This window comes from Novosphingobium sp. NBM11 (assembly GCF_015390225.1).
Lineage (GTDB): Bacteria > Pseudomonadota > Alphaproteobacteria > Sphingomonadales > Sphingomonadaceae > Novosphingobium.
Genome location: NZ_VUOG01000001.1, coordinates 4,061,207 through 4,085,348, shown reverse-complemented (window position 1 = coordinate 4,085,348; position 24,142 = coordinate 4,061,207). Strand labels below are relative to the sequence as shown.

Below are 24,142 nucleotides of genomic sequence, written 5' to 3'. Positions count from 1 at the left end.
GCTGCTCGGCAGGTCATACCCGTGCGGGCAGGGTTAGAGAAACCCGCGTCCCGCCTTCCGGATGGTTCGCCAGCGTTATCTGCCCGTCGTGAAGCTCCACGATGGACCTGCATATCGACAGGCCCAGACCCATGCCGACGGGTTTCGTCGTAAAGAAGGGTTCAAAGAGCTTCTCGCGCGTCGATGCGGGCAAGCCTGGTCCGGTATCGCGCACGATGATGCTGGCCTGGTTCCCGGCGAGACTGAGGTCGATCTCGATCAGCTTTTCCTCGCGCGACGGAGTTTCCATGGCTTGAAGCGCATTGGCGACGAGATTGAGCAGCAGGTGCTTCAGGAGCACCCGGTCCCCCAGGATCATCACCTCCGGGGCACAGTGGGAAAAGCTGATCCTCGCACCCTGGGCTTCCACGTCCCGCGAAGCGAACGACACGGTATTGCGGATCAGCGTATGCAGGTTCACCGGCGCATTTTCGGTCTGCGAGTTACCGACCAGATTCCGGACGCGCTGCATGACCTCGTGAACGTTGAGCACGGCGTCGTGCAGACCGGCAAGCGCTTGCCGCGCCTCGTCCAGATCCGGCACGTCGCGTTCAATCCAGCGTTGCGCTGAAAACGCGAATCCCTGGACCGCGGTCAAAGGCTGATTGATCTCGTGCGCGATCATCGCCGACATTGCTCCGAGCGCGGCGCTGCGCTGCACCTTGTCCAGTTCCGATCGCGTACGTTCGACCGTCATTTCGAGCCGCTTGCGCTGGCGAATGTCGAAAATGCTCCCGGGCACGCGATCAAGCCCGCGATCGGGCGACAGGCTGAAGGCGACAAAGATGTCGATCGGCTCCCCGTTTGCGGCGCGAACCTGCGTTTCCGCCTGGAACATATCGCGCCGTTCGTCGATCGCGAGGATGCACTCGCGGAAGCTGGCATCGCTTTCGGGCAGAAAATCGCTCAGATGCTCGAAGAAGGCCTGCTTGGACGGCACGCCCATGAGATCGAGGGCAGTTTCGTTCACATCGGTGATGCGCACCAGTGAGCGCGTCGAGACGATAAAATCGGGATTTTCGTCGAGGAACGCCGGCAGGTCCTCGACCCCGGCCGCTCGCACCGCGGCGATCGCGGCGGCCACGGGGCGAAAGTCATGTTCCCAGATCGCGACGGCCAGCGAATTGAGCGTATCTTCATGACGGCGCTCGCCGCGAGTTGCCCGATCGTCCACCGCTTGCCGATGCAGCAGGAGGGCGGTCGTTACCGCATTCGCGCCCAGGCTGATCACCATGCGCAATGTCGCATCGGCGTGAGCGGTCATGCCATGGACGAAGGCGAAGCTCGCGACGGTGAATAGCGCGCAGACGGCGGACCATCCGAAAATGTGCGCTCGCGCCGCCCGATTGCATGCGAGAAGCAGCACCAGCACGTAAAGAGTCGCGAAGGCGCTTCCGAAGTCGGTGAAAGTGTCCGCCCAGAAGATTGCCACGGCGAGAAGGGCCGCCGCCACCTGCCGCGTAACCGGCAGAGAACGGGAAGCACCTGTCCCGGCCGCCATTGAAGCTGCCGGATCGGCCGCAAACGCCATCCTATGATGCAAACCGACGGACATCGTTGCATGATGGTTCAGTCATCGGCCCGAGGATAGCCCAAGGCGGGAGCCCATTTCACACCCGGAAGGGGGGGGATTCACCCCTCCTTGACTGGCGCGTGGCCCGTCATGGCGATTTCCCGCCGCCATCCCGAAGGAAAGCCGGATCGATGCTCCCGGTCAGCGGGGCCGCCAACGGATCAGGGTTGAGCGGGTACGCGAATGTCGAATGCGTTCAGCGTAATCGCGACAAGGCAGTAGTAGCCGACGAGGTAGAACAGCTCGGTCGCTCCTTCACGACCGAACACGTCCAAAGCGCGATCATAGAGGGCTTGCGGCAGCGCACCGCCTTTGACCAGCGTCTGGGCAACCTCGAATGCGACCTCCTCTTCGTCGTCAAGATCGTCCGGCCGATTGCCTGACGCTATCGCCTCCACCCGCGCCGCGCTCATCCCGTGAATGGCGGTCGCAACGGCGCCATGCGCGTAGATTTCGTATGCCGCGTCCAGCCGCCCACCGGTAACCAGGATAGCAACCTGACGGGCGCGGTCCGGGATCCTTCGCGCTTGCGTCATCGTCTGCGAGAGATGCCAGATGCCCGATCCAATCTCAGGATCATGCAGCCACGCGTTCCAGGGGCCGAGTAAAGCGCCATCGGCCCGCGTCGTCACGAAGTTCGAATACTTGGCGCTGACGCCTGCCTTCATGCTCTCGAAAAGCGGACGCTGGGTATCAGACAACTGGCCGGGAGTCAGAGGGTCAAGGCGCATATCGATCGCTCCTGCTTTCGGTGCGGTCTAGCCGCTCCTGCGGCGGGCGACAGCAGGCGCGCAAAGTTTGCGTCGAATTCGTCCGGTTCATGTTTGGCCTGTCCAAATCGCCATTCCGGCCCCCGAAGAGCGTGCCGCCGTTGAATTTGCGAGGAAATGTGGCGGACAGGGTGGGATTCGAACCCACGGTGAGCTTGCACCCACGGCGGTTTTCAAGACCGCTGCCTTAAACCACTCGGCCACCTGTCCGCACCGGCGCGACCCGTGGGCGCGCGGCGTGGAGGGGCGATAGCGGCGAACCGCTCCGTCGTGAAGAGGATTTGCGCCGCGGGGGATTCCCAATCGCTGCCCCCTGTGCGAGTGTCGGCCGGATGACGCTTCTTGCCAGTATCCGATCATCGTGGCGCGTGACCGTGGCCGCCGTTGCCGCCCTTGCGCTGGGGGCGCCCGCCAGCGCCCAGAACAGCAGCGAGGAAGCGGGCTTCCAGGGCTATCTCCAGCTTCTCGCCGCCAAGGCGCGCGCCGAAGGGGTGCGCGAATCGACGATCAACAACGTGCTGCCGGGGCTGACGTTCAATCCGCGCGTGATCGCGTTCGACCGGAGCCAGCCCGGCGGCGGCCCGTCCTCGTCGATTCCGGCGTTCGAACCCTATCGCCGCAAGCATGTCGACGCGGCGCGGATCGGCGGTGGCCGGCGGCAGTACGAGGCGGTGGCCGGGCAGGCCGGCGCGCTCGAACGGCGCTATGGCGTGCCGCTGCCGATCATCCTCGCCATCTGGGGGCACGAGAGCCACTATGGCGGCTATACCGGCGATTTCGATCTGGCCCGCTCGCTGGCGACGCTGGCTTACGAAGGGCGGCGGCGCGATCTGTTCACCGAGGAATTCATCGCGCTGCTGAAGATGATGGACCGGGGCGTGCCGCGCTCCAAGCTGGTCGGAAGCTGGGCCGGGGCATTCGGCAATCCGCAGTTCCTGCCCAGCGTCTATCTGCGCGTGGCGCAGGATGCCGATGGCGATGGGCTGGCCGACATCTGGAGCAGCCGGGCCGATACACTGGCCTCGATCGGCAATTATTTCCGCGATGCCGGATGGCGTCCGGGCGAGCCGTGGGGCCTTGCCGTCAGCGTGCCAGACGGGCTTGACCGCGCCGCGCTGGGCACGGCGCTGGCCAGCCCGCGCTGCCCCCAGGTGTTCGCGCGGCACAGCCGCTGGAAGACCATGCGCGAATGGCGCGCGCTGGGGCTGGCGCCGAAATCGGGCGTCTGGCCGGGCGACGATGTGCTGGCCTCGCTGCTGGAACCGGACGGGCGGGGACGAACCGCCTATCTGCTAACCGGAAATTATCGAGTTATCCTCGATTACAACTGCTCGAACTTTTACGCTCTGTCCGTAGGACTTCTTGCAGATGAGATCAGCCGTTAGCCGTTTCGCCTCCGCCACCGCGATGGTCGCGGTCACCGCTCTTGCCTTTTCAGCCCCGGTCATGGGCGAGATGGCGCTGGCGAAAACCCAGCCCGTGGAAGATCGGGCCGGGCCGGCGGGCGATTACCCGATGGTGCTGGGCGCGCCGTTCATGGTCGATGGCGTTACCTATACGCCTGCCGACACGATGAACTACGATGCGGTCGGCTATGCCGGCGAGGACGGAGGCGAAGGCATCAGCGGCGCGCACCGCACGCTGCCGCTGCCCAGCTACGTGGAAGTGACGGCGCTCGATTCGGGCAAGACCATCCTCGTACGGCTTGAACGGCGCGGGCCGATGTCGGGCAAAATGCTGTTGGACCTCTCGCCCGCCGCGTGGGCGCAACTGGGGTTGGCGCCGGGATCGCAGGCGCCGGTGCGCGTCCGCCGCGTGAATCCGATCGAGCCGGAACGCGCCTTGCTACGGCAGGGCGAACAGGCCCCGGCGCGCATGGATACGCCGCCGGGCCTGCTCACCGCGCTGCGCCGCAAACTGGGCACCGCGACCGGGGTGACGCTGGCACCCACCGGGACACCCGCGCCGGTGGCCACGCCGCACCCCGTGTCTCCGCCCGCCATGGCGCCAAGGCCGGCGGCTTCCCCGGTACCGAAGCCGGTGTTGCGCCCCTCTCCGCCCGTGCCGGTGCCAGTCTCGGCCGCAACGCCCGCGCCGAAGCCGGCCCCGGCAACGAAACCCGCACCGCATCCCGTGGCCACACCAACGCCACGCGCGACGCCTGCGCCCAGGCCGGCTCCGACAGCGACGCCGTTACCCAAGCCGGCTCCGAAACCCGCGCCCAAGCCGGCACCCGCCGCCGCGCGCCAGCCCGCCGGCCTCTTCGTGCAGGTTGGCGCGTTTTCCACGCGGCAACGGGCCGAAACGGTCGCCCGGGCGGCCGGTGGCGACGTGACGGCCGCGGGATCGCTGTGGCGCGTGCGCAGCGGCCCCTTCGCCACACAGGCGGAAGCAGATGCGGCCTTGGCGAAAGCGCGTCGCTCCGGCTATGCGGATGCGCGGATTCTGCGCGCGCCCTGAAAGGGGCAGGGAATCCGCAAGCCTCCGGGGATGCCGATTGCCTGAACGCCCGTATCTTTTACCGCTGATGACGTTGACGGCGCTGTCCGTTGGCGCGGCGCCTTCGGCCGCCACGGTACAGGCGCCGCCGGTGATGGCCATGCCGCAACTCGATGCGCCAACGGCTTACATGGTCGATGTCAGTTCCGGGCGCGTGCTGTTCGAGCGCGATGCCCATCGGCGGTTCATTCCGGCCTCGCTGACCAAGATCATGACGAGCTATGTCGCCTTCGAACTCGTCGCGCAGGGCAAGCTTTCGCTCGATCGCAAGCTGCCGGTCCGCCATGACACGTTCAAGCAATGGCGCGGCGTGGGCAGCACCATGTTCCTGGCGGACGGCGCCGAAGTGACCGTGGCGGATCTGCTGCGCGGCATCGTCACCGTATCGGCCAACGACGCCTGCGTGGTGCTCGCGGAAGGCGTGGCCGGCAGCGTGCCGGCCTTCACCGCGATGATGAATGCCGAAGCGCGCAAGCTGGGCATGCGCGATACGCACTACAACACGCCCAACGGGTGGCCCGACGGGGGTCAGACTTATGTCTCTGCCGCCGACCTCGCCACGCTGAGCCAGGCGCTGATCATGCGTCACCCCCAACTCTACCGCCGCTTCTATGGCCACGCGAAAATGGACTGGGACGGCATCGAGCAGGAAAACCACAACCCGCTTTACGGCTACACCGCCGGCGCGGACGGGGTGAAGACCGGCTTCACCAACGAAGCCGGCTACGGTTTCGTGGGGTCGGCCATCCGCAACGGCCGGCGCATCATCATGGTCGTCGGGGGCTATGACAAGCCGGCCCTGCGCGCGAAGCAGTCGCGCGATTTCATGGAATGGGGTTTCGCCGCCTGGCGGGATCGGCCACTGTATGGCCCCGGCGCACTGGTGGGCGAAGCGCGCGTGCGCGGCGGGACAAGCCGGGCGGTGCGGCTGATCGCGCCCCGGGCGCTGGCGATTTCGATGCCGGCTGGCGAGCGCGCGGGCTATACGCTCTCGATCCGTTACAAGGGGCCATTGCGCGCCCCCATCGCGAGGGGGCAGGAAGTGGCCACGTTGATCGCCAAGGTTCCCGGACTGCCCGATGAACGCCTGCCGCTGATCGCGGCGGATGCCGTGGACGCCGGCGGACCGGTGGCGCGAATGCGCGATGGCCTGCTTTCGCTGGTCGGGCGATGACGCCGATAACTCCGATGACAGGGCGCTTCATCGCATTCGAGGGCGGCGAAGGGGCTGGCAAGTCCACGCAGGCCCGTCTGCTGGCCGAGGCGCTGCGCCGGCGCGGGGTGGAAGTGGTCGTCACGCGCGAGCCGGGCGGTACCGCCGGCGCCGAAGCGATCCGCGCGCTGTTGCTGTCCACCGAGGGCGAGGGCTGGGGCGCTCGGGCCGAAGCCCTGCTGTTCGCCGCCGCGCGGGCCGATCATGTCGAACGGCTGATCCGTCCGGCGCTGGCGCGCGGCGCCTGGGTGATCTGCGACCGGTTCCTCGACAGCAGCCGCGCCTACCAGGGCGGCGGTGGCGGGCTTTCGGATGATGACATCCGCACCCTGCACCGGATCGGCAGCGAGGGACTGCTACCCGATCTGACGCTCCTGCTGGAACTACCTGCGGACGAGGCTGACAGAAGGCTAGCGTTGCGTGATACGAACGGCGCCGATCGCATCGGCGGGCGCGCGGCCCCCTATCACGCGCGCGTGGCCGGCGCGTTCCGGCGGTTTGCCGAGGAAGAGCCGACCCGTTTTGCGCGGATCGACGCCGCCGGATCGCCCGAGGCGGTGCACGATCGCATCGTTGCCGCGCTCGACCGGATGCCCTCGCCATGATCGTGCCGACAAACGCGCCGATGATCGGCCACGAGGAGCCCTGGCGTACCTGGCGCGCTGCCATGACCGGGCACCGGATGCACCACGCCTGGCTGCTGGCTGGCCGCGAAGGGCTGGGCAAAGCCAGCTTCGCGCGGATGGCGGCGGCGGAACTGGTCGCGGAAAGGGGCATTCCCCAGCCGCCACCGGACTCCCACCCCGATATTTTCACACTGTCGCCATTGCCGGCCAACGATGACGAGGCGAAGAAGAAGGCGGACGGCAAGCCCTATCTCACCAAGCGGAACATTTCCGTCGACCAGGTGCGCGAGATGCAGCGGCGCCTGGTAACCCGCCCCACGCTGGGCGCGCGCCGGGCGGTCATCATCGACGCCGCGGACCAGCTGGAAAAGAGCGCGGTCAATGCCCTGCTGAAAAGTCTTGAGGAACCGCCGCAAGGCACTTTCTTCCTGCTGGTGGTGCATGGGCTGGGCCGGCTGCTGCCGACAATCCGTTCGCGCTGCCTTGTCATGCGGTTCCACCCGCTCGACCGGGACCAACTCGCGCGGGCGGTCGATACGGCGACGCCGGGGCTGGACAGCGCGACGCGTGCGGCCGCGATCGCGGTCGCCGGGGGATCGCCGGGCGCGGCCATCGCTTTCGCCGAGCAGGATCTGGGCAAGGTGCACGGCCTGTTCCGCAAACTCGTGGCGCAGGGCGATGCCGATTTCGCCCTGCGCGGGGCCTTGAGTGGAGCGATGGGGCAGCGGCCCGACCGGGAGCGCCAGCTCGCCGCGATCGAATGCGCGCGCATGGTGCTGGTCGAGCATATGCGTGATGGGGACGACGATTCCCGCTTCCGCATCGCCGATGCCCATGCCGCGCTGGTCCGCCTTGCCGGGCAGGCGCCGACCTACAACTTCGATCCGGCCTTGCTGATGATGGAAATCGGCGGGTTGCTGGCATCGGTCGCGCGCACTAGGGAAGGGGCGCATTAAGCGCATGTCTCCAGAGTGAAAGCGACCGGCCCGATGGGCGAACCTTATTACGTTACCACTGCCATCAGCTATCCCAACGGCAAGCCGCACATCGGCCATGCTTATGAGGCGATTGCCGCCGACGTCATCACGCGCTTCCAGAAATCGATGGGGCGCGATGCGCGCCTGCAGACCGGAACGGACGAGCACGGCCTGAAGATGGCGCAGAAGGCGCGCGAACTGGGTGTGACGCCAAAGCAGCTTAGCGATGAAATGTCACAATATTTCATCGATATGTGCGATGCCTTGAACGTCGATTATGATCGTTTCCAGCGCACCACCGAACCGGGGCATCACCTTGCCACGCAGGAACTGTGGCGGCGCATGGAGGCCAACGGCGATCTTTATCTCAGCCGCTACGAGGGCTGGTACTCGATCCGCGACGAAGCCTATTACGACGAGAGCGAACTCGTGGCGGGGGAAGGGGGCGAAAAGCTCTCGCCGCAGGGAACGCCGGTCGAATGGACGGTGGAGGAGAGCTGGTTCTTCCGCTTGTCCGCCTATGGCGAGAAATTGCTGGCGCACTATCGCGACAATCCCGATTTCATCCGGCCCGAAAGCCGCCGCAACGAGATGATCGCCTTCGTCAGCCAGGGCTTGCGCGATCTGTCGGTCTCACGCACCAGCTTCGACTGGGGCGTCAAGGTGCCCGGCAGCGAAAACCACGTCATGTACGTGTGGGTGGACGCGCTGACCAACTACCTGACCGGCCTTGGCTGGCCGGAAGAGACGGCGGAGTTCAAGGCCTACTGGCCGGCGAACCTGCACCTGATCGGCAAGGACATTGTCCGCTTCCATACGATCTACTGGCCGGCCTTCCTGATGAGTGCGGGCCTGCCGCTGCCCCGCCAGGTGTTCGGCCATGGCTTCCTGCTCAACCGGGGGCAGAAAGAATCCAAGTCGCTCGGCAACGTCACCGATCCGCTGGCGCTGGCCGCGCGCTTCGGGGTCGATCCGCTGCGCTATTTCTTCCTGCGCGAAGTCGCGTTCGGGCAGGACGGCAGCTATTCGCCCGAGGCCATCGTCACCCGCTGCAACGCCGAGCTGGCGAACAGCTATGGCAACCTGGTTCAGCGCGTTCTGTCCATGATCTTCAAGAACCTGGGTGGCGAACTTGGCGCGTTTTCGAGCACCGAGACGGACGATGCCTTGCTGGCCATCGTGGCGCTCGCCTGCCGTGACGAACTGCCCGCCGCGTTTGCCGATCTGAACTTCTCGACCGGGATCGAGGCCTGGATGCGCGCGGTGTTCGCCTGCAACCAGTACATCGACGAGCAGGCTCCGTGGACCTTGCGCAAGACCGATCCGGAGCGAATGCGCGCGGTGCTGCTGACGCTGTTCATGGCCATCCGCGATCTGACCATCGCGATCCTTCCCGTGGTTCCCGATGCGGCGAACAAGGTACTGGACCAGCTGGGCATTCCGCCGGCCGAACGCAACATCGCCAATCTCACCGATGCGGACTGGTACATGGCACGCGTCGCCACCGGGGAGCGCCTGGCGCAGCCGGTCGGCGCGTTCCCGCGCCTCGAACTGCCCGCCGATGCCGAAGCCGCGGAAACGGACGCCTGATGCTGATCGATTCCCACTGCCATCTGAATTACAAGGGCCTGGTCGAGCAGCAGGACGCGGTGCTGGCGCGCGCGCGCGAAACCGGCGTGCAGGGCTTTCTCAACATCGCCACGCGCGAGCGCGAATGGGCCGACATCATCGCCACCGCGCATCGCGAACCGGATGTCTGGGCCACGGTGGGCATCCACCCCCACGAAGCCGATGCCCATGCGGACCTTGGCGAAAGCGTGCTGCTCGCGGCGACGCGCGACAGCCGGGTCATCGGCATCGGCGAAACCGGGCTGGACTACTTCTATGATCATTCGGATCGCGCCGTGCAGCAGGACCTGTTCCGGGCGCATATCCGCGTGGCGCGCGAAACCGGGCTGCCGCTGATCATCCACACCCGCGATGCCGAGGAGGATACCGCCCGCATCCTGACCGAGGAAATGGGGAAGGGGGCCTTCACCGCGCTGATCCATTGCTTCACCGCGTCGGCCGATCTGGCCCGGACCGCGCTGGACCTTGGCCTGACGATTTCGCTTTCCGGCATCGTGACGTTCAAGAACGCCAAGGACTTGCAGGCGATTGCGGCGGAACTGCCTGAAGATCGCCTGCTGGTCGAGACCGACGCGCCGTTTCTGGCTCCTGTGCCGCATCGCGGCAAGACTTGCGAGCCGGCGTTCGTGTCCGACACGTGCGCGTTCGTGGCCGGGTTGCGCGGCATCAGCAGCGAGCGTCTGGCCGAGGTGACCGGGGAAAACTTCTTCCGGCTGTTCCGCAAGGCCAGCCTGTGAAAGCCGCCGCGTGAAGCTGACTGTCCTGGGGTCCGGCACGTCGACCGGCGTTCCGCGCATCGGCAACGACTGGGGCGCATGCGATCCGGAGGAGCCGCGCAACCGCCGAACGCGCGTGGCGATCGTGGTGGAAGGCGCCGATGGTTCGCGCCTGCTGGTCGATACGCCGACGGACTTGCGCCAGCAATTGCTGGTCACCGGAATTGACCGGCTCGACGGCGTGTTGTGGACGCACGATCACGCCGATCACACGCATGGCATCGATGATCTGCGACCGCTGCGCATGGGACGTGGCGGGCCTTTGCCGGGCTATGCAGCCGAAGAAACGGTCCGCCGCCTGCGCCAGCGCTTCGGCTATGTCTTTGCCGGCCAGCACGGCTATCACACGATTTGCAATCTCGATAATCTCGACCGCGTGCGCATGATCGCCGGCATCGGCATCAGCCATTGCCAGATGCCGCACGGCCCCGCGCAATCCACCGCATTTCGCTTCGATCAAGACGGAAAATCAATAGGTTACGCAACAGATTTCAGCGAGATAAATGCGGATATGGTGGCGCTGTTCGATCGGGTGGACGTGCTGGTGGTCGATGCCTTGCGCCGGCAGCCGCATCCCACGCACGCGCATCTGGCCATGGCGCTCGAGCTGGTCGAGGCGTGCCGCGCCGAGCGCGCCGTCCTGACGCATCTCGACAAGAGCATGGATTACCGTACGCTTTGCGACGAGACGCCGCCGCATGTCGATCCCGGTTACGACGGGATGGAGATCGAACTCTAAGGCCGAAGGATCGCCGCCGTGACCGATCAATGGATCAGCATTATCGGAATCCTTGCCGCGCTGGTCCTGGTGCTTTCCAATCGTCGGCTGACACGATTGCCGCTGGGAACGAAAGCCTGGATGGCCTTGGCGTGGGTTGCCATCATCGCTGTAGCGGCGCTGGCGTTCAGCCGGTTGAGGTGATCGGAGCGCCCTTCTGCTTCGACGCCAATTTACATAATTAGTATTATCAAATCTGAACAATGAGGCGATATGATGGGGGATGCCGATCGCTTCCCCCGGTGCCTCAGTTTCCGAGAATGCCCTTGAGCAAGGAGCCGGCGGGATTGGCGCGCAGCCGGCCTTCCTCGCTGCCGATGTACTTGAAGATGCCGTTGAGCGCCTGGTCGGTCACCGAATTGCCAAGCTTGTCGCGCGTGATGCCGGCGGCCGAAATCAGGCTGGAGCGGCGCGACAGGCTATCGAGCTGGTTGAAAGCGCCGACCTTGCCGAGCGCGGCGTTGATCAGCGGGCGCATCTTGCCGGTCAGCTCGGCCCCGGCGCTGCGCCGCAGATACTGGCTGGCCCCGTCGTTCTGCGAAACGATGCCGGGAACGTCGTTCAGCGACAGGCGGCTGATCGCGGCGCGGAAGATCGGCTTGGCCTCCTTGGCGGCAAGGCCCGCCGCATCATTGAGCTTGCGGGTGATGCCGTCGGTCAGCCCCAGCCGGTCGCCTGCGCCCAGCACCGATCCCAGCGCACCGCCCAGTCCGCCGGCGTTGCCCACCAGCGGCAGCAGGATGCGCACCGCGCTGTCGTTGTAGAACGCGCCAGGCAAGGCCAGCTTGTCCAGCGCGCTGTCCGAGGCATTGCCGAGAATGCCGGTCAGGCCGCTGCCGAGGACCTGCGCCTGCGCGGTTGCGCCGAACAGGGGGGCCACGGCCATGGACGCCATGCCCGCCAGAACCATACGCCGCTGCTGATCGTGTTCCGCCATGGTCGAACGTCCTTTCCCGAAGTGCTCCCCGACGGTTTCACATGCGCCGGATCGGATCAAGGGAGCGGTGGGCGAGAATGCTCCATTCCGCCCCAGATCCGATGGTCGATGCGCCGCCGGTGACATCGCCGTTGCGCTGGCATAGGGAACAAGCTGCCCTTCCCCGGCCAGGACGATTCCCCGTGACAACGCCAGCATCCACTCCCCTGCCCGCCGACGCGATATCCCGCATTCTGGCGATCATGGCGCGGTTGCGCGATCCGCAATCGGGGTGCGAATGGGACCGGGCGCAGACTTTCACCACCATCTTCCCCTACACGATCGAGGAAGCCTACGAAGTGGCCGATGCGATCACGCGCGGCGACATGGCGGCGCTGCGCGAGGAACTGGGCGATCTGCTGTTCCAGGTGGTGTTCCACAGCCGCATGGCCGAGGAAGCCGGCCTGTTCGCCTTCGCCGACGTCGCCAACGCGATTTCGGACAAGATGGAGAAACGGCATCCGCATATCTTCGGCGATGCCAGCACTGGGGACGGCGATCCGGACCAGTCCCGCGAGGACCGGTGGGAAGCGCTCAAGGCGGGCGAACGGGCCGCCAAGGGCGAACAAAGCGCCATGGACGGCGTGGCCGTTGCCCTGCCCGCGCTGATGCGTGCGGAAAAGCTCCAGAAACGGGCCGCGCGGCAAGGCTTCGACTGGCCCGACACCGCCGGGCCGACAGCCAAGCTAGCCGAGGAAGCCGCTGAACTGGAAGCCGCGCGGAACGATGCGGAACGGCTGGAAGAAGCGGGGGATTTGCTGTTCGCCGCCGTCAACGTGGTCAGAAGCCACGGCATTGCGCCCGAAGACGCGCTGCGGGCCGCCAACGCAAAGTTCGAGCGGCGCTTCCGGGCGATGGAAGCCATGGCGGGGGGCCGCTTTGCCGATCTGACGCTGGATGAACAGGAAGCGCTGTGGCAGGCGGTCAAGGCGTCAGAGGCTGTTGAAGCGCCCTAGTTCGCGCGGCGTCAGCCGCACTTTCAGGCGCACCTGCGGTTCGCCGGTTGCGCTTTCGACTTCACGTTCCGACAGAACCTCGCCATGCGCATGGAGCCACGCCAGCTTCTGGCCGTCGCCCATCGGGATCGAGAGTTCCAGCTCGGTCGCGCCGCCGGTCAGCATCGTGCCCAGGCTCGCAAGCAGGTCATCCACACCCTCGCCCGTCATCGCGGAAATCGGCACGACAGGGCGGTCTGGCACGTCGGCCGCGATCAGGTCCAGCCGCATCGCGCGCTCGTCGGCCGGGAGCAGGTCCCACTTGTTCCACGCCTCAATGATCGGAATGGTGGCCCCCTCCTCCCCGATCACGCCGAGATCGGCGAGGACTTGCTCGACCTGCTTCTTCTGCGCGGACGTGGCCGGGTTGGCGATATCGCGGACATGGACGATGATGTCCGCCGCCGTCACTTCCTCCAGCGTGGCGCGGAAAGCGGCGACAAGCTGGGTCGGCAGATCGGAAATGAAACCCACGGTATCGGAAAGGATCGCCTTTTCAACGCCCGGCAGGCGGATCGCCCGCATCGTGGGGTCCAGCGTGGCGAATAGCAGATCCTCAGCCATCACCCCGGCGCCAGTCAGGCGGTTGAACAGCGTGGACTTGCCCGCGTTGGTGTAGCCGACCAGCGCTATGATCGGCCAGGGCGCGCGCTGGCGCCGGTCACGGTGCAGCCCGCGCGTGCGGCGGACCTGCTCCAGTTCGCGGCGGATGCGCGCCATGCGGTTGCGGATCAGGCGCCGGTCGGCCTCGATCTGGGTTTCGCCCGGACCGCCCAGGAAGCCGAAGCCGCCGCGCTGGCGTTCAAGGTGGGTCCAGCTGCGCACGAGCCGCCCCGCCTGGTAATCGAGATGGGCGAGTTCAACCTGCAGGCGCCCTTCGGCAGTCGCTGCGCGCTCACCGAAGATCTCGAGGATCAGGCCGGTGCGATCGATGACCTTGCGCTTGAGCTTGTCTTCGAGATTGCGCTGCTGGATCGCCGAAAGCGCGCCATCGACGATGACGAGTTCGGCATCGGACTGGTTGGCGGCAACCGCCATCCGTTCCACTTGCCCTTCGCCGAACAGGGTGGCGGGACGCACCGCGCGGATCGGCAGGACGAAAGCGTCGACCACCTCGATCCCGATCGCGAGGGCGAGCCCCTTCCCTTCTTCCAGGCGCGCCTCGGTATCGTCGCCCAGCCCGCCGCCGCGCTGCCGGATATCCGGCAGGACGACAAGCGCGCGGGCGCCGCGGGCCACTTCATTGCGCTGTTCTTCGGAGCGGTTCCCGAACTCGAACGAACTCATCAGGACGCGTCCGAAGCCACCGGGTCAGGCGCTTTCGCCGTCCCAATCGCCGGTCAGGTCGACATGGCCTGCGGGCTGGATGGTGGAAACCGCGTGCTTGTAGGCAAGCTGGACATAGCCTTCGCGCTCCAGCAACATGCAGAACAGGTCATAGGCCGCGACCTTGCCCTGCAGCATCACGCCGTTGACGAGGAACATCGTCACCTGCACGCCGGCATCGCGCACGCTCGACAGGAACACTTCCTGCAACAGCCGCTTGCGGCCACCTTCGTCATTCGCGCCCTGGAAGTGCGCCACGGAAAGCTGCTGACCCGGCATGATCGTGGAAATCGCGTGCTTGTAGACAAGCTGCGATTGCCCATCCCGGCGGAGCAGGATGGAGAAATTGTCGAACCACGTCACGATGCCCTGCAGCTTAACGCCCTTCACCAGGAACATGGTGACGGGGATCTTGTTCTTGCGCAGGTGGTTCAGGAAAAGGTCCTGAAGGTTCTGGCCCTTGGCCCCGCCTGCCGGCGCGCCGGACTGAGGTGCTGGGGCCGTTTCGGCCGCGGGTGCCGCTTCGGCCTTAGCGCGCGGACGTGCGGAAAGTGTCTTGCCGGTCATTCTTGTGACTCCTTCGTATTGGCGCGCCCTTTGTGGCGTCGCGATCTGGCGTGTTCGAAGCTCCGTCGCCGGAACCCGTTCAAGCCGGTTTCGATGACTCTCTTATTGCGGGAACCCTTGCGCGTAAACTTGGAAAATGCGCAAGAGTTCCGACAGAAAACGCAATTGCCCCTCGCCGTCGGAAATCAGTCGTCGATTTCGTCTTCGCGCCGGTCGACCATGCCCAGCAGCTTGAGCTTGCGGTGCAGCGCCGAGCGCTCCATGCCGATGAAGTTCGCGGTTTTCGAGATATTGCCGGAAAAGCGCCGGATCTGGACCTTGAGATATTCCCGCTCGAAGTTCTCGCGCGCTTCGCGCAGCGGCACGCCCATCAGCGCCGGCGTACCCGCTTCCGCCCCCAGGCGGCCGCTGACGATCTCTGACGGCAGCATGTCGGAATCGATCCGCCCCAACCGGTCGCGCGGGGCCAGGATGACGGTCCGTTCCACGACATTGCGCAGTTCGCGCACGTTGCCGGGCCAGTCGTGGCTTTGCAGCGCGGCCATGGCCTCTGGCGATATGGCCGGCGGGGTAATTCCCTGCTCGGTGGCGTAGCGGGTGAAGAAATGGTCCACCAGCGCGGGAATATCGTCGCGCCGTTCCGCCAGCGAGGGAATCGTCACGGGCACGACATTGAGCCGGTAGTAAAGGTCCTCGCGAAAGCGTCGTTCGGCGATTTCCTTTTCCAGCGGACGTGACGACGACGAGACCACGCGCACGTCCACGCGGATCTGGCGATGCCCGCCCACGCGCACGAACGATTGTTCCGTCAACACGCGCAGGATGCGCGCCTGGCTGGAAGGTGGCATGTCCGCCACTTCATCGAGAAACAGCGTTCCACCATCGGCCATTTCGAGCAGCCCGGCCCGAACCAGCTTGCCATCGGCTTCTTCCCCGAACAGTTCCTGTTCGAACCGTTCGGGCGTGATCCGGGCGGAATTGACCGTGACGAACGCGCTTTGCGCGCGCGGGCTCCAGCTGTGAAGAAGGCGGGCGGCCACTTCCTTGCCCGATCCCGCCGGGCCTGAAATCAGCAGGCGGCTGCCGGTGTTGGCCACGCGCTTCAGCGTGGCGCGCACCGCATTGATCGAGGAACTGTTGCCGGTGAACTCGTCAGCGGTGGCAAAGCCGCTGCGCAGCCGCGCGTTCTCGCGACGGAGTCTTTCGGTCTCGGTGGCGCGCTCGACCAGCAGCAGCAGGCGTTCCGCCTCGAACGGCTTTTCGATGAAGTCCATCGCGCCGCGGCTGATCGCGGATACCGCGGTATCGATGCCGCCATGACCGGAAAAGATGATCACCGGCAGTTCCGGCTCGCGCTTCTTGATCTCGTCCAGCACTTCCAGCCCGTCCATCGGGCTGCCGTGAAGCCATACGTCGAGCAGGACGAGGCTGGGCCGGCGCTCGTCGATCGCCGCCAGCGCGGCGGTGCTGTCGGCGGCAAGACGGCAGCCATAGCCTTCGTCGCTGAGGACGCCCGCGACGAGCTCGCGGATATCGCGTTCATCGTCAACGATCAGGATATCGAGTGCCATGTGCGGGTTCCGTAAATCGAGCAGGTTCCGTAAATCTTGATTTCACGCGCCGGTTCAGGAGACCGTGACGACGCCGGGTGGTTCCGGTGCCGCCGCCGCTTCGGATTGCGGCTCGCGCGCGAAGCGCATGGAGACGCACGTGCCACCTTCATCCGCCGATGAGAACGTCATTTCCCCGCCGTGTTCCTCGACGATCTTGTTCACGATGGCGAGCCCCAGACCGGTGCCCTTCTCGCGCGTGGTCATATACGGTTCCAGGATGCGCTCGCGCTCCGCCGGAAGGCCGATCCCGTTGTCGGTGACGGTGACGGTAACGGCGGTATTGGTGCTGGCGAGGTGCACGGCGATGCGCCCCCTGAAATCGACATCCTCCTTGCGCGCCCGGCTGTCGATCGCTTCCGCCGCGTTCTTGAGCACGTTGGTCATCGCCTGGCCGAACTGGTGCCGATCGCACTGGATAGCGGCCGAATCCCCGTCGGAACTGAAGCTATAGGTGATCTCGGTATGCGCCACTTCCTGAAGGAACAGGGCCTGCCGCACGAGATCGCTCGCATCCTCGGCCCTGAACACGGGCTTGGGCAACCGCGCGAACGAGGAGAATTCGTCGACCATCTTCCGCAGATCGCCCACTTGCCGGATGATGGTGCTGGTCAGTTCCTCGAACAGCTCCGGATCGGTGGTGATTTGCCTTCCATAACGGCGGCGCAGGCGTTCGGTGGCAAGCTGGATCGGCGTCAGCGGGTTCTTGATCTCGTGCGCGATCCGGCGCGCCACGTCGGACCAGGCCGCGCGCCGCTGGTCCAGCAACTGGCGGGTGATGTCCTCGAAGGTGATGACGTGGCCGTTGCGATCGGCGGTGATTTTCACTGCCAGCGTCAGCAGATCGCCGCCCTTGGCATACTGAACGATGCCCCCGTGCTGGCCGCTGGCGGCAAGCTGGGAGAACTGCGGGGCGATCCGGTCCAGCGGGCGGCCGAGCAGATCGGGCGCGCCCGCCGCCTGCAGGAGCTTTTGCGCCGAACTGTTCACGAGTTGGATGGTCCCGTCAGGTCCGACCGAAATAATGCCGGCGGTAATCGATTCCAGCACCGCCTCGATGAAGGCGCGGCGCACCTCGAGCTGGCTGTTGGCACTGACCAGCGCCTGCGTCTGTCCTTCAAGTTGCGCGGTCATGCGGTTGAACGCGCGCGCCAGCAGCGCGATTTCGTCGGTGCCACCGCGATGCGCCACGCGCATGGAGAAATTGCCGCTACCCACCGTCCGCGCGGCGGACACCAGTTCCACCAACGGAGAAACCTGCCGGTCGGCGAAGCGCAGCGCCACCCACACTGCCAGCCCCACGAGCGCCAGGCTGATCGTGAGCAGCGCGAGGTTGAATCGCAACTGCAGCGCGCGCGCGCGGCCGCTGAGAATGTCATAGGCCTTGAGCACGCTCTGCGCGCGCGCCCATTGGTTGAGCGCCAAGGTATCGGAATTGCGCGCGACATAAAGATAAATGCCCCGCACGGGATCGACCGTGGAGATCGCCTCGATCCGCTGGGCGGAAGCCTTGACCACCACGGCTTCGCCCGCATTGAGCCGTTTCATATCGTCGGGCGTGATCCGCTCGCGGCTCTCGTCGCTGTTGGGATCGACAATGGCGGCGGTGCGCAAATTGCCGTCCGGTCCCTTTTCGATCAGCGCGGATTCGTTCAGCTTGCGGCTTATCACCTGCCACGAATACCCCTCGGCAAAGTCCTGGCTGGTGATCGGCGTCTGGTTCAGATAGGCGCGCATGTCGCTGGCCATGGCCACGCTTTCGTTGCCGACATCGCGCAGCTTGTCCGCGTAGTATCCGCGCGCCAGACTGTTGGCGTTCTCCAGCATTCCGCGCGAGTTGTCGGAAAACCAGAACTCCACGCCCGACTGGAACAGCAGCGAGGCGAAGATCACCACCAGCAGGGTCGGGATCGCGGCGATCAGCGAAAACAGCCAGACAAGGCGGACGTGCAGGCGCCCACTGGCGCCCAGACCACTCTGTTTGGCACGGCGCAGCGCGATCCGCCGGCCCACGAGGACGATCAGCGCCATCGCCGGAACCAGCGTGCCGATCAGCAGCGTGGACGTCAGCCGCGAAGGCAGCAACTGGTTGCTGGCAGTATTGGCGCTGACCGCCATCCAGCTTACCGCGAGCATGGCGACGAGCGCGGTCGTGGCGACGAGCTCCAGCAGAAAGAACACGTTGGCGCGCCGCAGGCCGATCAGCAAGCGCCGCCACCAGCGCGGCGAGCGGTTCACGCCAGCTTTGCCTTCACCAACCATAGTTGCTCATATACAACACCGCTGTTGCACAAGCGCAAGTAAATTCTGCCGTTCGGCGGGAGGTGGAACGATCCGGGAATCAGACGCGCTGGATCGCCTCGTCGGGATGGATGCCCAGTTCGGCCAGACGTTTGCGCAAGGTGTTGCGATTGATCCCCAGCAAGTGGGCCGCGCGCAGCTGGTTTCCGCCGGTCTGCGACAAGGCATGAAGGAACAGCGGCTTCTCGAAAGCGGCCAACGCCTCGTCATAGAGAGCGCCGGCTGCGGGACGCGCCTGCTCCAACCAGTGCGCCAGCGCAGAGGCGAAATCCGTCGCCCCGCCCTCACCCGTCGTGCCACCGCTGGCCGTGGGGTGCGCGCCGATGTCTTCGACGGGCCTAGGGGATGCCGGACCGTCCTGGATCAGCAGGGGCTCGATCGCGCTGGCGTCAATCACTTCATCGCGCGCCAGCAGCGCGAGGCGATAGATGAAGTTGCGCAGTTCACGCACGTTGCCGCGCCACGGTTGCTGGGCGAGCAAGGCCACGCCGCCGGGCGAAAGCTGGCGGCGCGGCAGCCCTTCGGACGCGGCCTGGAACAGGAAATGGCGCGACAACGCCTCGATATCGTCCGCCCGATCGCGCAAGGGGGGCAATTCGATCGGCACGACCGCAAGCCGGTAGTACAGATCTTCGCGGAACTGCCCGGCCGCGATCATCGGTAGCAGATCCTTGTTGGTGGCCGCGATGATACGGCAATCCAGCGTGATTTCGTCACGCCCGCCGACGCGGCGGATCCGCCCGGACTGGAGCGCGCGCAGCAACCTGGTCTGCGCCTGCATCGGCATGTCGCCGATTTCGTCGAGGAACAGCGTGCCGCCGCTCGCCTGCTCGAACTTGCCGACATGGCGCGCCACCGCGCCTGTGAACGCGCCTTTTTCGTGGCCGAACAGTTCGCTTTCGATCAGTTCTCCGGGAATGGCTGCGGTGTTCACCGCCACGAACGGCCCGGCGGAGCGATTGCCAAGTTGGTGGACCGCTTCGGCGACCAGTTCCTTGCCCGTTCCGGACTCACCCAGGATCAGGACGGTGAGATCGTTGCGCAGGACGCGCGTGATCATGCGATAGACCGCCTGCATGGCCTGGCTGCGCCCGACCAGCGGCAGCGCCTGTGGCACGTCTTCGTGCTCGTTCTCGGTTTCCGTGGTCGCCGCCGAGGCAAAAGCCTGGCGCACGGTGCGGACAAGTTCCTCAAGATCGAAAGGCTTCGGGAAATATTCGAAGGCGCCGGTATCACTGGCACGCACGGCGGTATCCAGCGTGTTCTGGGCGGACAGGATGATGATCGGCAGCCGCGGATAGCCCTGCCGCACGCGTCCCAGCGTTTCGATGCCGTCGCCATCGGTCAGCATGACGTCAGTCAGCATCAGCCCATAGCGCTGGCCGGCCAGCAGCCGATCGCGTTCGGCGATGCTGTCGCAGCGGTCGACGAGGAAGCCCTCCGCTTCCAGCGCCGCGGTGATGACCAGGGCGATCGAGGCGTCGTCCTCCACCAGCAGGACGTACTTCTTCATGCCTGTCCTCTCACCGTTCCCGCCACCGGCAGATGCAGGCGGAAATGCGTCCAGCCCCGTGCCTCGTCCCGATCATGGCTGATCCGCCCGTTCATTTCACGCACCAGCTTCTGCACCAGCGCCAGTCCCAGCCCCTGCCCCTGCTTCTTGGCGGTGACGAACGGCTCGAAAATATGATCGCGCAGCGCGGGGTCTATGCCAGGCCCGTTATCGCTCACGCGAAGTTCGATCGGCAGGCGCAAGGGTTTGCCTTCCGGCCCCGTGTGCAACTGGATACCGCTGGCGAAGCGCGTGCGCACCGCGATGCGGCGGTCCGTCTGCCCTTCGCACGCCTCACGCGCGTTGGTCAGAAGATTCAGCAGGACCTGCACCAGAGCGTCGGGATTGGCCATGATCAGCGGCAGCGACGGGTCGAACTCCTCTTCGATCACCACCCGGCCCGGGTCGCTTGCCGCGATAACCGCCTGCGCGCGCCGCACCGCTTCATGCAGATTGCACGGCACCGCCGGTTCCTGGCTGCGCCGAGAAAGCGACTGCATCTGGTCGATCAGTTTCGCAATGCGGTCGACTTCCGAGGTGATCAATTCCGTCAGCGCCCGGTCGCTTCCTTCCAGTTTGCGATTGAGAAGCTGGGCCGCCCCCCTGATTCCCGCGAGCGGATTCTTGATCTCGTGCGCCAAGACTTCGGGCGCGCGCAGCGTTACCCCGCCCTGATCGCTTGCCCCGCCCACGCTGCCGCCCAGCGCCTCGACCCCGATGGGTTCGTGCAGCACGAGCAATTGCCAGCCCGGGGTATGCGCCACCGGCGCGGTCATGACGTCAAGCCTGCGCGCGGGCTGGTTGTTGATCCGAACTTGCGCGTCGCGCGCGGAAAGCTGCGCCTCGCCTTCCGTGAGACGGTTCATGATCAGTGGTTCGTCGAACTCGAACAGGCTCGACACGCGGCGCCCCACGAGGCGGCTCGCTCCCTGCCCCGTCAACTGTTCGGCGGCCGGGTTGGCGGAGACGATCGACAGGTCGGGCGCGATCAGCAGAACCGCCATCGGCATGCTGCCGATCAGGCGCTTGGCATCCGGCCTGGCCGCGTCGGGCAGGCGCCAGTCCGCCGCCCCGGTCATGCCGCCGCGCGATGCTCCGCGGGCGCGTAGAAGCGCGCCAGGCTATCGAGCACTTCGCGCGGGTCATCGATGAAGTTCACCCGGTTGCGGAATTCGGCCGATCCGGGCAGCCCCTTGGTGTACCAGCCAAGATGCTTGCGCGCCATTTTCACTCCGGTTTCCGCGCCGTAGTGATCGAGCATGGCCTGGTAGTGTTCCACGATCAGCCGATACTGTTCGTCGATCGATGGATCGGCCCGCAACTGGCCGGTCTGGAGCCAGTGCATCACCTGCCCCAGCAGCCACGGCTTGCCATAGGCGCCGCGCCCGATCATCACGCCATCGGCGCCGCTCTGTTCCAGCGCGGTGGCCACGTCCTCGATGCCGCAGATGTCGCCGTTGACGATGACCGGCAGCGATACCGCTTTCTTGACCTTGCGCACAAAGGCCCAGTCCGCGCTGCCCTTGTACATCTGGTTGCGCGTGCGGCCGTGAACGGTGATCAGCTTGGCGCCGAGATCCTCGGCGATCCGCGCCAGTTCGGGCGCGTTCAGCGCGTTGTGATCCCAGCCCATGCGCATCTTGACGGTAACGGGCACGTCCACCGCCTTCACCGTCGCCTCTATCAGCGAAGCGGCCAGCGGCAGATCGCGCATCAGAGCCGATCCGGCATCGCCGTTGACCACCTTCTTCACCGGGCAGCCCATGTTGATGTCGATGATCGCGGCGCCACGATCGGCGTTCAGTTTCGCCGCTTCCGCCATCTCGACCGGGTTGCAACCGGCCAGCTGGAGCGAAACCGGCTCCTCCACGGCATCCCAGGCGGCCTTCTGCAGCGATTGCCGGGTTTCGCGGATCATCGCCGGGCTGGCGATCATCTCGGTAACGTTAAGGCCCGATCCGAAGCGCCGCACGAGCGTGCGAAAGGGCATGTCCGTAACCCCGGTCATCGGGGCCAGGATCACCGGGCAATCGATACGCACCGGCCCGACCTGAAGCGGTGCGAGGCGCGGAGGATGCGGGAGCGTGCTCATCGTATGTACAAATCTGCCTAAAAAACAGGCAGCGCTTAGTCCATTGCGGGGCGCACGGCAAGGCTGATAGAGGCGCGCACGCATGAACCACACGTTTCCCGATCCGGCCGGCAAGCGAGTCGCGGCCGTTGTCGTCGCGGCTGGCCAAGGTCTGCGCGCCGGTGGCTCTGTCCCCAAGCAGTTCGCCCAGTGGCGCGGCGCACCGCTTGTCCGCCATTCGGTGAAGCGGATGGCGGACGCAGGCATCGCTCCCATCGTCGTCGCCATTCCGGAGAACTGGCGTGCAACCGCCGAGGAGTCGCTCGCCGGGATTTCCGATGTCCGCCTTGTGGCGGGTGGCGCCACACGCCAGCTTTCGGTGCGCGCCGCGCTGGAAGCGCTCGAAGCCGACGCCCCCGACCTGGTGCTGATCCACGATGCAGCCCGCCCCGATCTGCCGGAAAGCGTGATCGCGGCGCTGGTGGAAGCGCTGACCCGGCACGAAGCGGCCATTCCGGTCCTTCCTGTCGTCGACAGCCTCGTGCGCGGCGGAGACGGCATGATGCTGGAACCGGCGCGGCGCGAAGGGCTTTATAGAGTGCAGACGCCCCAGGCGTTCCGCTACCCGGTGATCCTAGCCGCGCACCGTGCCTGGCAGGGCGAAGCCGAAGCGGGTGATGACGCGCAGGTCGCCGTCGCCGCCGGGCACGCGGTCGCGCTGGTTCAGGGTGAGGAAAGGCTGCGCAAGGTCACATTCGCCAGTGACCTTCGAGAGAGTGACCTTCAGGAGAACGCGGTGACGATTCCTTATCCCCGCACAGGATCGGGCTTTGACGTCCATCGCCTCGTCCCCGGCGAGGAACTGTGGCTATGCGGGCTGCGCATCGATCACACCCACGGCCTGTCCGGGCACAGCGATGCCGATGTGGCGATCCATGCGCTGGTGGATGCGCTGCTTGGCAGCATCGCCGCCGGCGACATCGGCGACCATTTTCCGCCGTCCGATGCCCGCTGGAAAGGCGCTTCTTCCGACCGGTTCCTGGCGCACGCGGCCGAGCTTGTCGCGCAATCCGGCCACGCCATCGCGCATGTTGACGTCACGATCATCTGCGAGGCGCCCAAAATCGGCCCGCACAAGGCGACGATGCGCGCAAGGCTGGCGGAGATTCTTGCAATTGACATTGGCCGGGTGAGCGTGAAGGCCACGACCACCGAACGGCTTGGCATGACCGGACGGGGTGAAGGCATCGCCGCACAAGCCGTCGCCACCGTCGTTCCGGTCCAGTGAAAGGAAACGCCATGCGTCCTGTCAGTTCTTCCACCAGAATCGCCGCGACGCTGGTCGCGGGTGCCGCGCTTGTTCTCCAGTCGCAGGCCGCTCTGGCGCAGAATTGCCTGACCGAACGGGAAGTGACGGGCCTTGTCACGTTCGCGCTGCCGACCGTGATGAACAGCGCCATCACCACCTGCCAGCCTCAGCTTTCCCCCAACGGCTATTTCGCCACGCAGGGCCGGTCGCTTGTGGCCCGCTATGCGGCGGGCAAGGCCGCCGCCTGGCCCACGGCCAAGGCCGCCCTGTTCAAGCTGGGCGGGGACAAGGGCGATGCCCAGACGCGCGATCTTCTCGCCAAGATGCCTGACGAGGCGCTTCAACCCTTTGCGGAAGGCATGGTCGGCCAGTTGGTCGGCAGCGGGATCAAGCCGGATCAATGCGTCGCCATCGAACGTGGTGCCCGGCTGCTGGCGCCGCTGCCGCCGGAAAACACCGCCGAACTGATCACCTTCATCCTGTCTGTCGCGGACAAGCCCAAGCCCGGCAAGACTCCCAAGCTGTTGATCTGCCCCGCGCAGAATTGACACCGAA

General features: G+C 65.8%; 22 protein-coding genes and 1 tRNA gene. 12 read left to right on the top strand and 11 right to left on the bottom strand.

Going from position 1 to position 24,142, the window contains the following annotated elements; all coding sequences use genetic code 11:
- Window positions 1-13: 13 nt before the first annotated feature.
- The 3 genes from F1640_RS19780 to F1640_RS19770 all read right to left on the bottom strand — a co-directional run bounded on the left by F1640_RS19780 (window position 14) and on the right by F1640_RS19770 (window position 2,592).
- Window positions 14-1,570: a sensor histidine kinase gene (locus tag F1640_RS19780; RefSeq protein WP_194920926.1), complete on the bottom strand. Its 1,557-nt coding sequence runs from the start codon at window positions 1,568-1,570 to the stop codon at window positions 14-16.
- Window positions 1,571-1,773: 203 nt separating this feature from the next.
- Window positions 1,774-2,280, bottom strand: a complete 507-nt coding sequence (locus F1640_RS19775) for a carboxymuconolactone decarboxylase family protein (RefSeq protein WP_255530419.1) — start codon at window positions 2,278-2,280, stop codon at window positions 1,774-1,776.
- Window positions 2,281-2,502: 222 nt separating this feature from the next.
- Window positions 2,503-2,592 (bottom strand) — tRNA-Ser (locus F1640_RS19770).
- A gap of 122 nt (window positions 2,593-2,714) precedes the next feature.
- Between F1640_RS19770 and F1640_RS19765 the strand changes: the two genes are divergently transcribed.
- The 9 genes from F1640_RS19765 to F1640_RS19725 are packed head-to-tail and all read left to right on the top strand — an operon-like array spanning window position 2,715 to window position 11,024.
- Window positions 2,715-3,767, top strand: coding sequence for a lytic transglycosylase domain-containing protein (locus F1640_RS19765; RefSeq protein WP_194920922.1), 1,053 nt, complete (start codon window positions 2,715-2,717; stop codon window positions 3,765-3,767).
- Complete coding sequence (locus F1640_RS19760; protein ID WP_255530418.1) at window positions 3,751-4,842, top strand: SPOR domain-containing protein; 1,092 nt, start codon at window positions 3,751-3,753, stop codon at window positions 4,840-4,842. The genes F1640_RS19765 and F1640_RS19760 overlap by 17 nt, the downstream gene beginning before the upstream one ends.
- Before the next feature lie 37 nt (window positions 4,843-4,879).
- Window positions 4,880-6,055 carry a D-alanyl-D-alanine carboxypeptidase family protein gene (locus F1640_RS19755; RefSeq protein WP_255530417.1) on the top strand — a complete coding sequence of 392 codons (1,176 nt, stop codon included), beginning with the start codon at window positions 4,880-4,882 and terminating at the stop codon, window positions 6,053-6,055.
- A 14-nt stretch (window positions 6,056-6,069) separates the two neighbouring features.
- Window positions 6,070-6,699, top strand: a complete 630-nt coding sequence (gene tmk / locus F1640_RS19750; RefSeq protein WP_194920921.1) for a dTMP kinase — start codon at window positions 6,070-6,072, stop codon at window positions 6,697-6,699.
- Window positions 6,696-7,676: a DNA polymerase III subunit delta' gene (locus F1640_RS19745; RefSeq protein ID WP_255530416.1), complete on the top strand. Its 981-nt coding sequence runs from the start codon at window positions 6,696-6,698 to the stop codon at window positions 7,674-7,676. Before tmk ends, F1640_RS19745 begins: the two co-directional genes overlap by 4 nt.
- A 33-nt stretch (window positions 7,677-7,709) precedes the next feature.
- On the top strand, window positions 7,710-9,287 hold the full coding sequence (gene metG / locus F1640_RS19740) for a methionine--tRNA ligase (RefSeq protein WP_194920919.1): 1,578 nt from the start codon (window positions 7,710-7,712) through the stop codon (window positions 9,285-9,287).
- Entirely contained in the window at window positions 9,287-10,063 is a 777-nt protein-coding gene (locus F1640_RS19735; protein WP_194920918.1) for a TatD family hydrolase, read from the top strand. The genes metG and F1640_RS19735 overlap by 1 nt, the downstream gene beginning before the upstream one ends.
- Before the next feature lie 10 nt (window positions 10,064-10,073).
- Window positions 10,074-10,841: an MBL fold metallo-hydrolase gene (locus F1640_RS19730; protein WP_194920916.1), complete on the top strand. Its 768-nt coding sequence runs from the start codon at window positions 10,074-10,076 to the stop codon at window positions 10,839-10,841.
- Window positions 10,842-10,859: 18 nt separating this feature from the next.
- Window positions 10,860-11,024: a hypothetical protein gene (locus F1640_RS19725; RefSeq protein ID WP_158453984.1), complete on the top strand. Its 165-nt coding sequence runs from the start codon at window positions 10,860-10,862 to the stop codon at window positions 11,022-11,024.
- Between the two features lie 103 nt (window positions 11,025-11,127).
- On the opposite strand, the gene F1640_RS19720 is transcribed toward F1640_RS19725, so the two are convergent.
- Entirely contained in the window at window positions 11,128-11,817 is a 690-nt protein-coding gene (locus F1640_RS19720; RefSeq protein ID WP_255530415.1) for a DUF4197 domain-containing protein, read from the bottom strand.
- Between the two features lie 182 nt (window positions 11,818-11,999).
- Between F1640_RS19720 and mazG the strand changes: the two genes are divergently transcribed.
- Window positions 12,000-12,812, top strand: a complete 813-nt coding sequence (gene mazG / locus F1640_RS19715) for a nucleoside triphosphate pyrophosphohydrolase (RefSeq protein WP_309229306.1) — start codon at window positions 12,000-12,002, stop codon at window positions 12,810-12,812.
- Here mazG and hflX read toward each other — a convergent pair.
- The 7 genes from hflX to dusB form a co-directional block, all read right to left on the bottom strand.
- On the bottom strand, window positions 12,789-14,138 hold the full coding sequence (gene hflX, locus F1640_RS19710; protein ID WP_194920913.1) for a GTPase HflX: 1,350 nt from the start codon (window positions 14,136-14,138) through the stop codon (window positions 12,789-12,791). The two genes, mazG and hflX, sit on opposite strands and share 24 nt — an antisense overlap.
- Before the next feature lie 24 nt (window positions 14,139-14,162).
- Window positions 14,163-14,744, bottom strand: a complete 582-nt coding sequence (gene hfq / locus F1640_RS19705) for an RNA chaperone Hfq (protein ID WP_124807367.1) — start codon at window positions 14,742-14,744, stop codon at window positions 14,163-14,165.
- Between the two features lie 185 nt (window positions 14,745-14,929).
- Entirely contained in the window at window positions 14,930-16,315 is a 1,386-nt protein-coding gene (locus tag F1640_RS19700) for a sigma-54 dependent transcriptional regulator (protein WP_124807368.1), read from the bottom strand.
- Between the two features lie 54 nt (window positions 16,316-16,369).
- A complete protein-coding gene (locus F1640_RS19695) occupies window positions 16,370-18,616 on the bottom strand; it encodes an ATP-binding protein (RefSeq protein WP_194920906.1) in 2,247 nt (748 codons plus the stop codon).
- 79 nt (window positions 18,617-18,695) lie between these two features.
- Window positions 18,696-20,168, bottom strand: coding sequence for a sigma-54 dependent transcriptional regulator (locus tag F1640_RS19690; RefSeq protein ID WP_194920903.1), 1,473 nt, complete (start codon window positions 20,166-20,168; stop codon window positions 18,696-18,698).
- A complete protein-coding gene (locus F1640_RS19685; RefSeq protein WP_194920895.1) occupies window positions 20,165-21,286 on the bottom strand; it encodes a nitrogen regulation protein NR(II) in 1,122 nt (373 codons plus the stop codon). Before F1640_RS19685 ends, F1640_RS19690 begins: the two co-directional genes overlap by 4 nt.
- Window positions 21,283-22,299, bottom strand: coding sequence for a tRNA dihydrouridine synthase DusB (dusB, locus tag F1640_RS19680; protein WP_194920893.1), 1,017 nt, complete (start codon window positions 22,297-22,299; stop codon window positions 21,283-21,285). The genes F1640_RS19685 and dusB overlap by 4 nt, the downstream gene beginning before the upstream one ends.
- An 82-nt stretch (window positions 22,300-22,381) precedes the next feature.
- Here dusB and F1640_RS19675 point away from each other — a divergent pair, with 82 nt between their 5' ends.
- Window positions 22,382-23,566, top strand: coding sequence for a bifunctional 2-C-methyl-D-erythritol 4-phosphate cytidylyltransferase/2-C-methyl-D-erythritol 2,4-cyclodiphosphate synthase (locus F1640_RS19675; RefSeq protein ID WP_194920891.1), 1,185 nt, complete (start codon window positions 22,382-22,384; stop codon window positions 23,564-23,566).
- An 11-nt stretch (window positions 23,567-23,577) separates the two neighbouring features.
- Complete coding sequence (locus F1640_RS19670; protein WP_125955546.1) at window positions 23,578-24,135, top strand: hypothetical protein; 558 nt, start codon at window positions 23,578-23,580, stop codon at window positions 24,133-24,135.
- Window positions 24,136-24,142 lie beyond the last annotated feature (7 nt).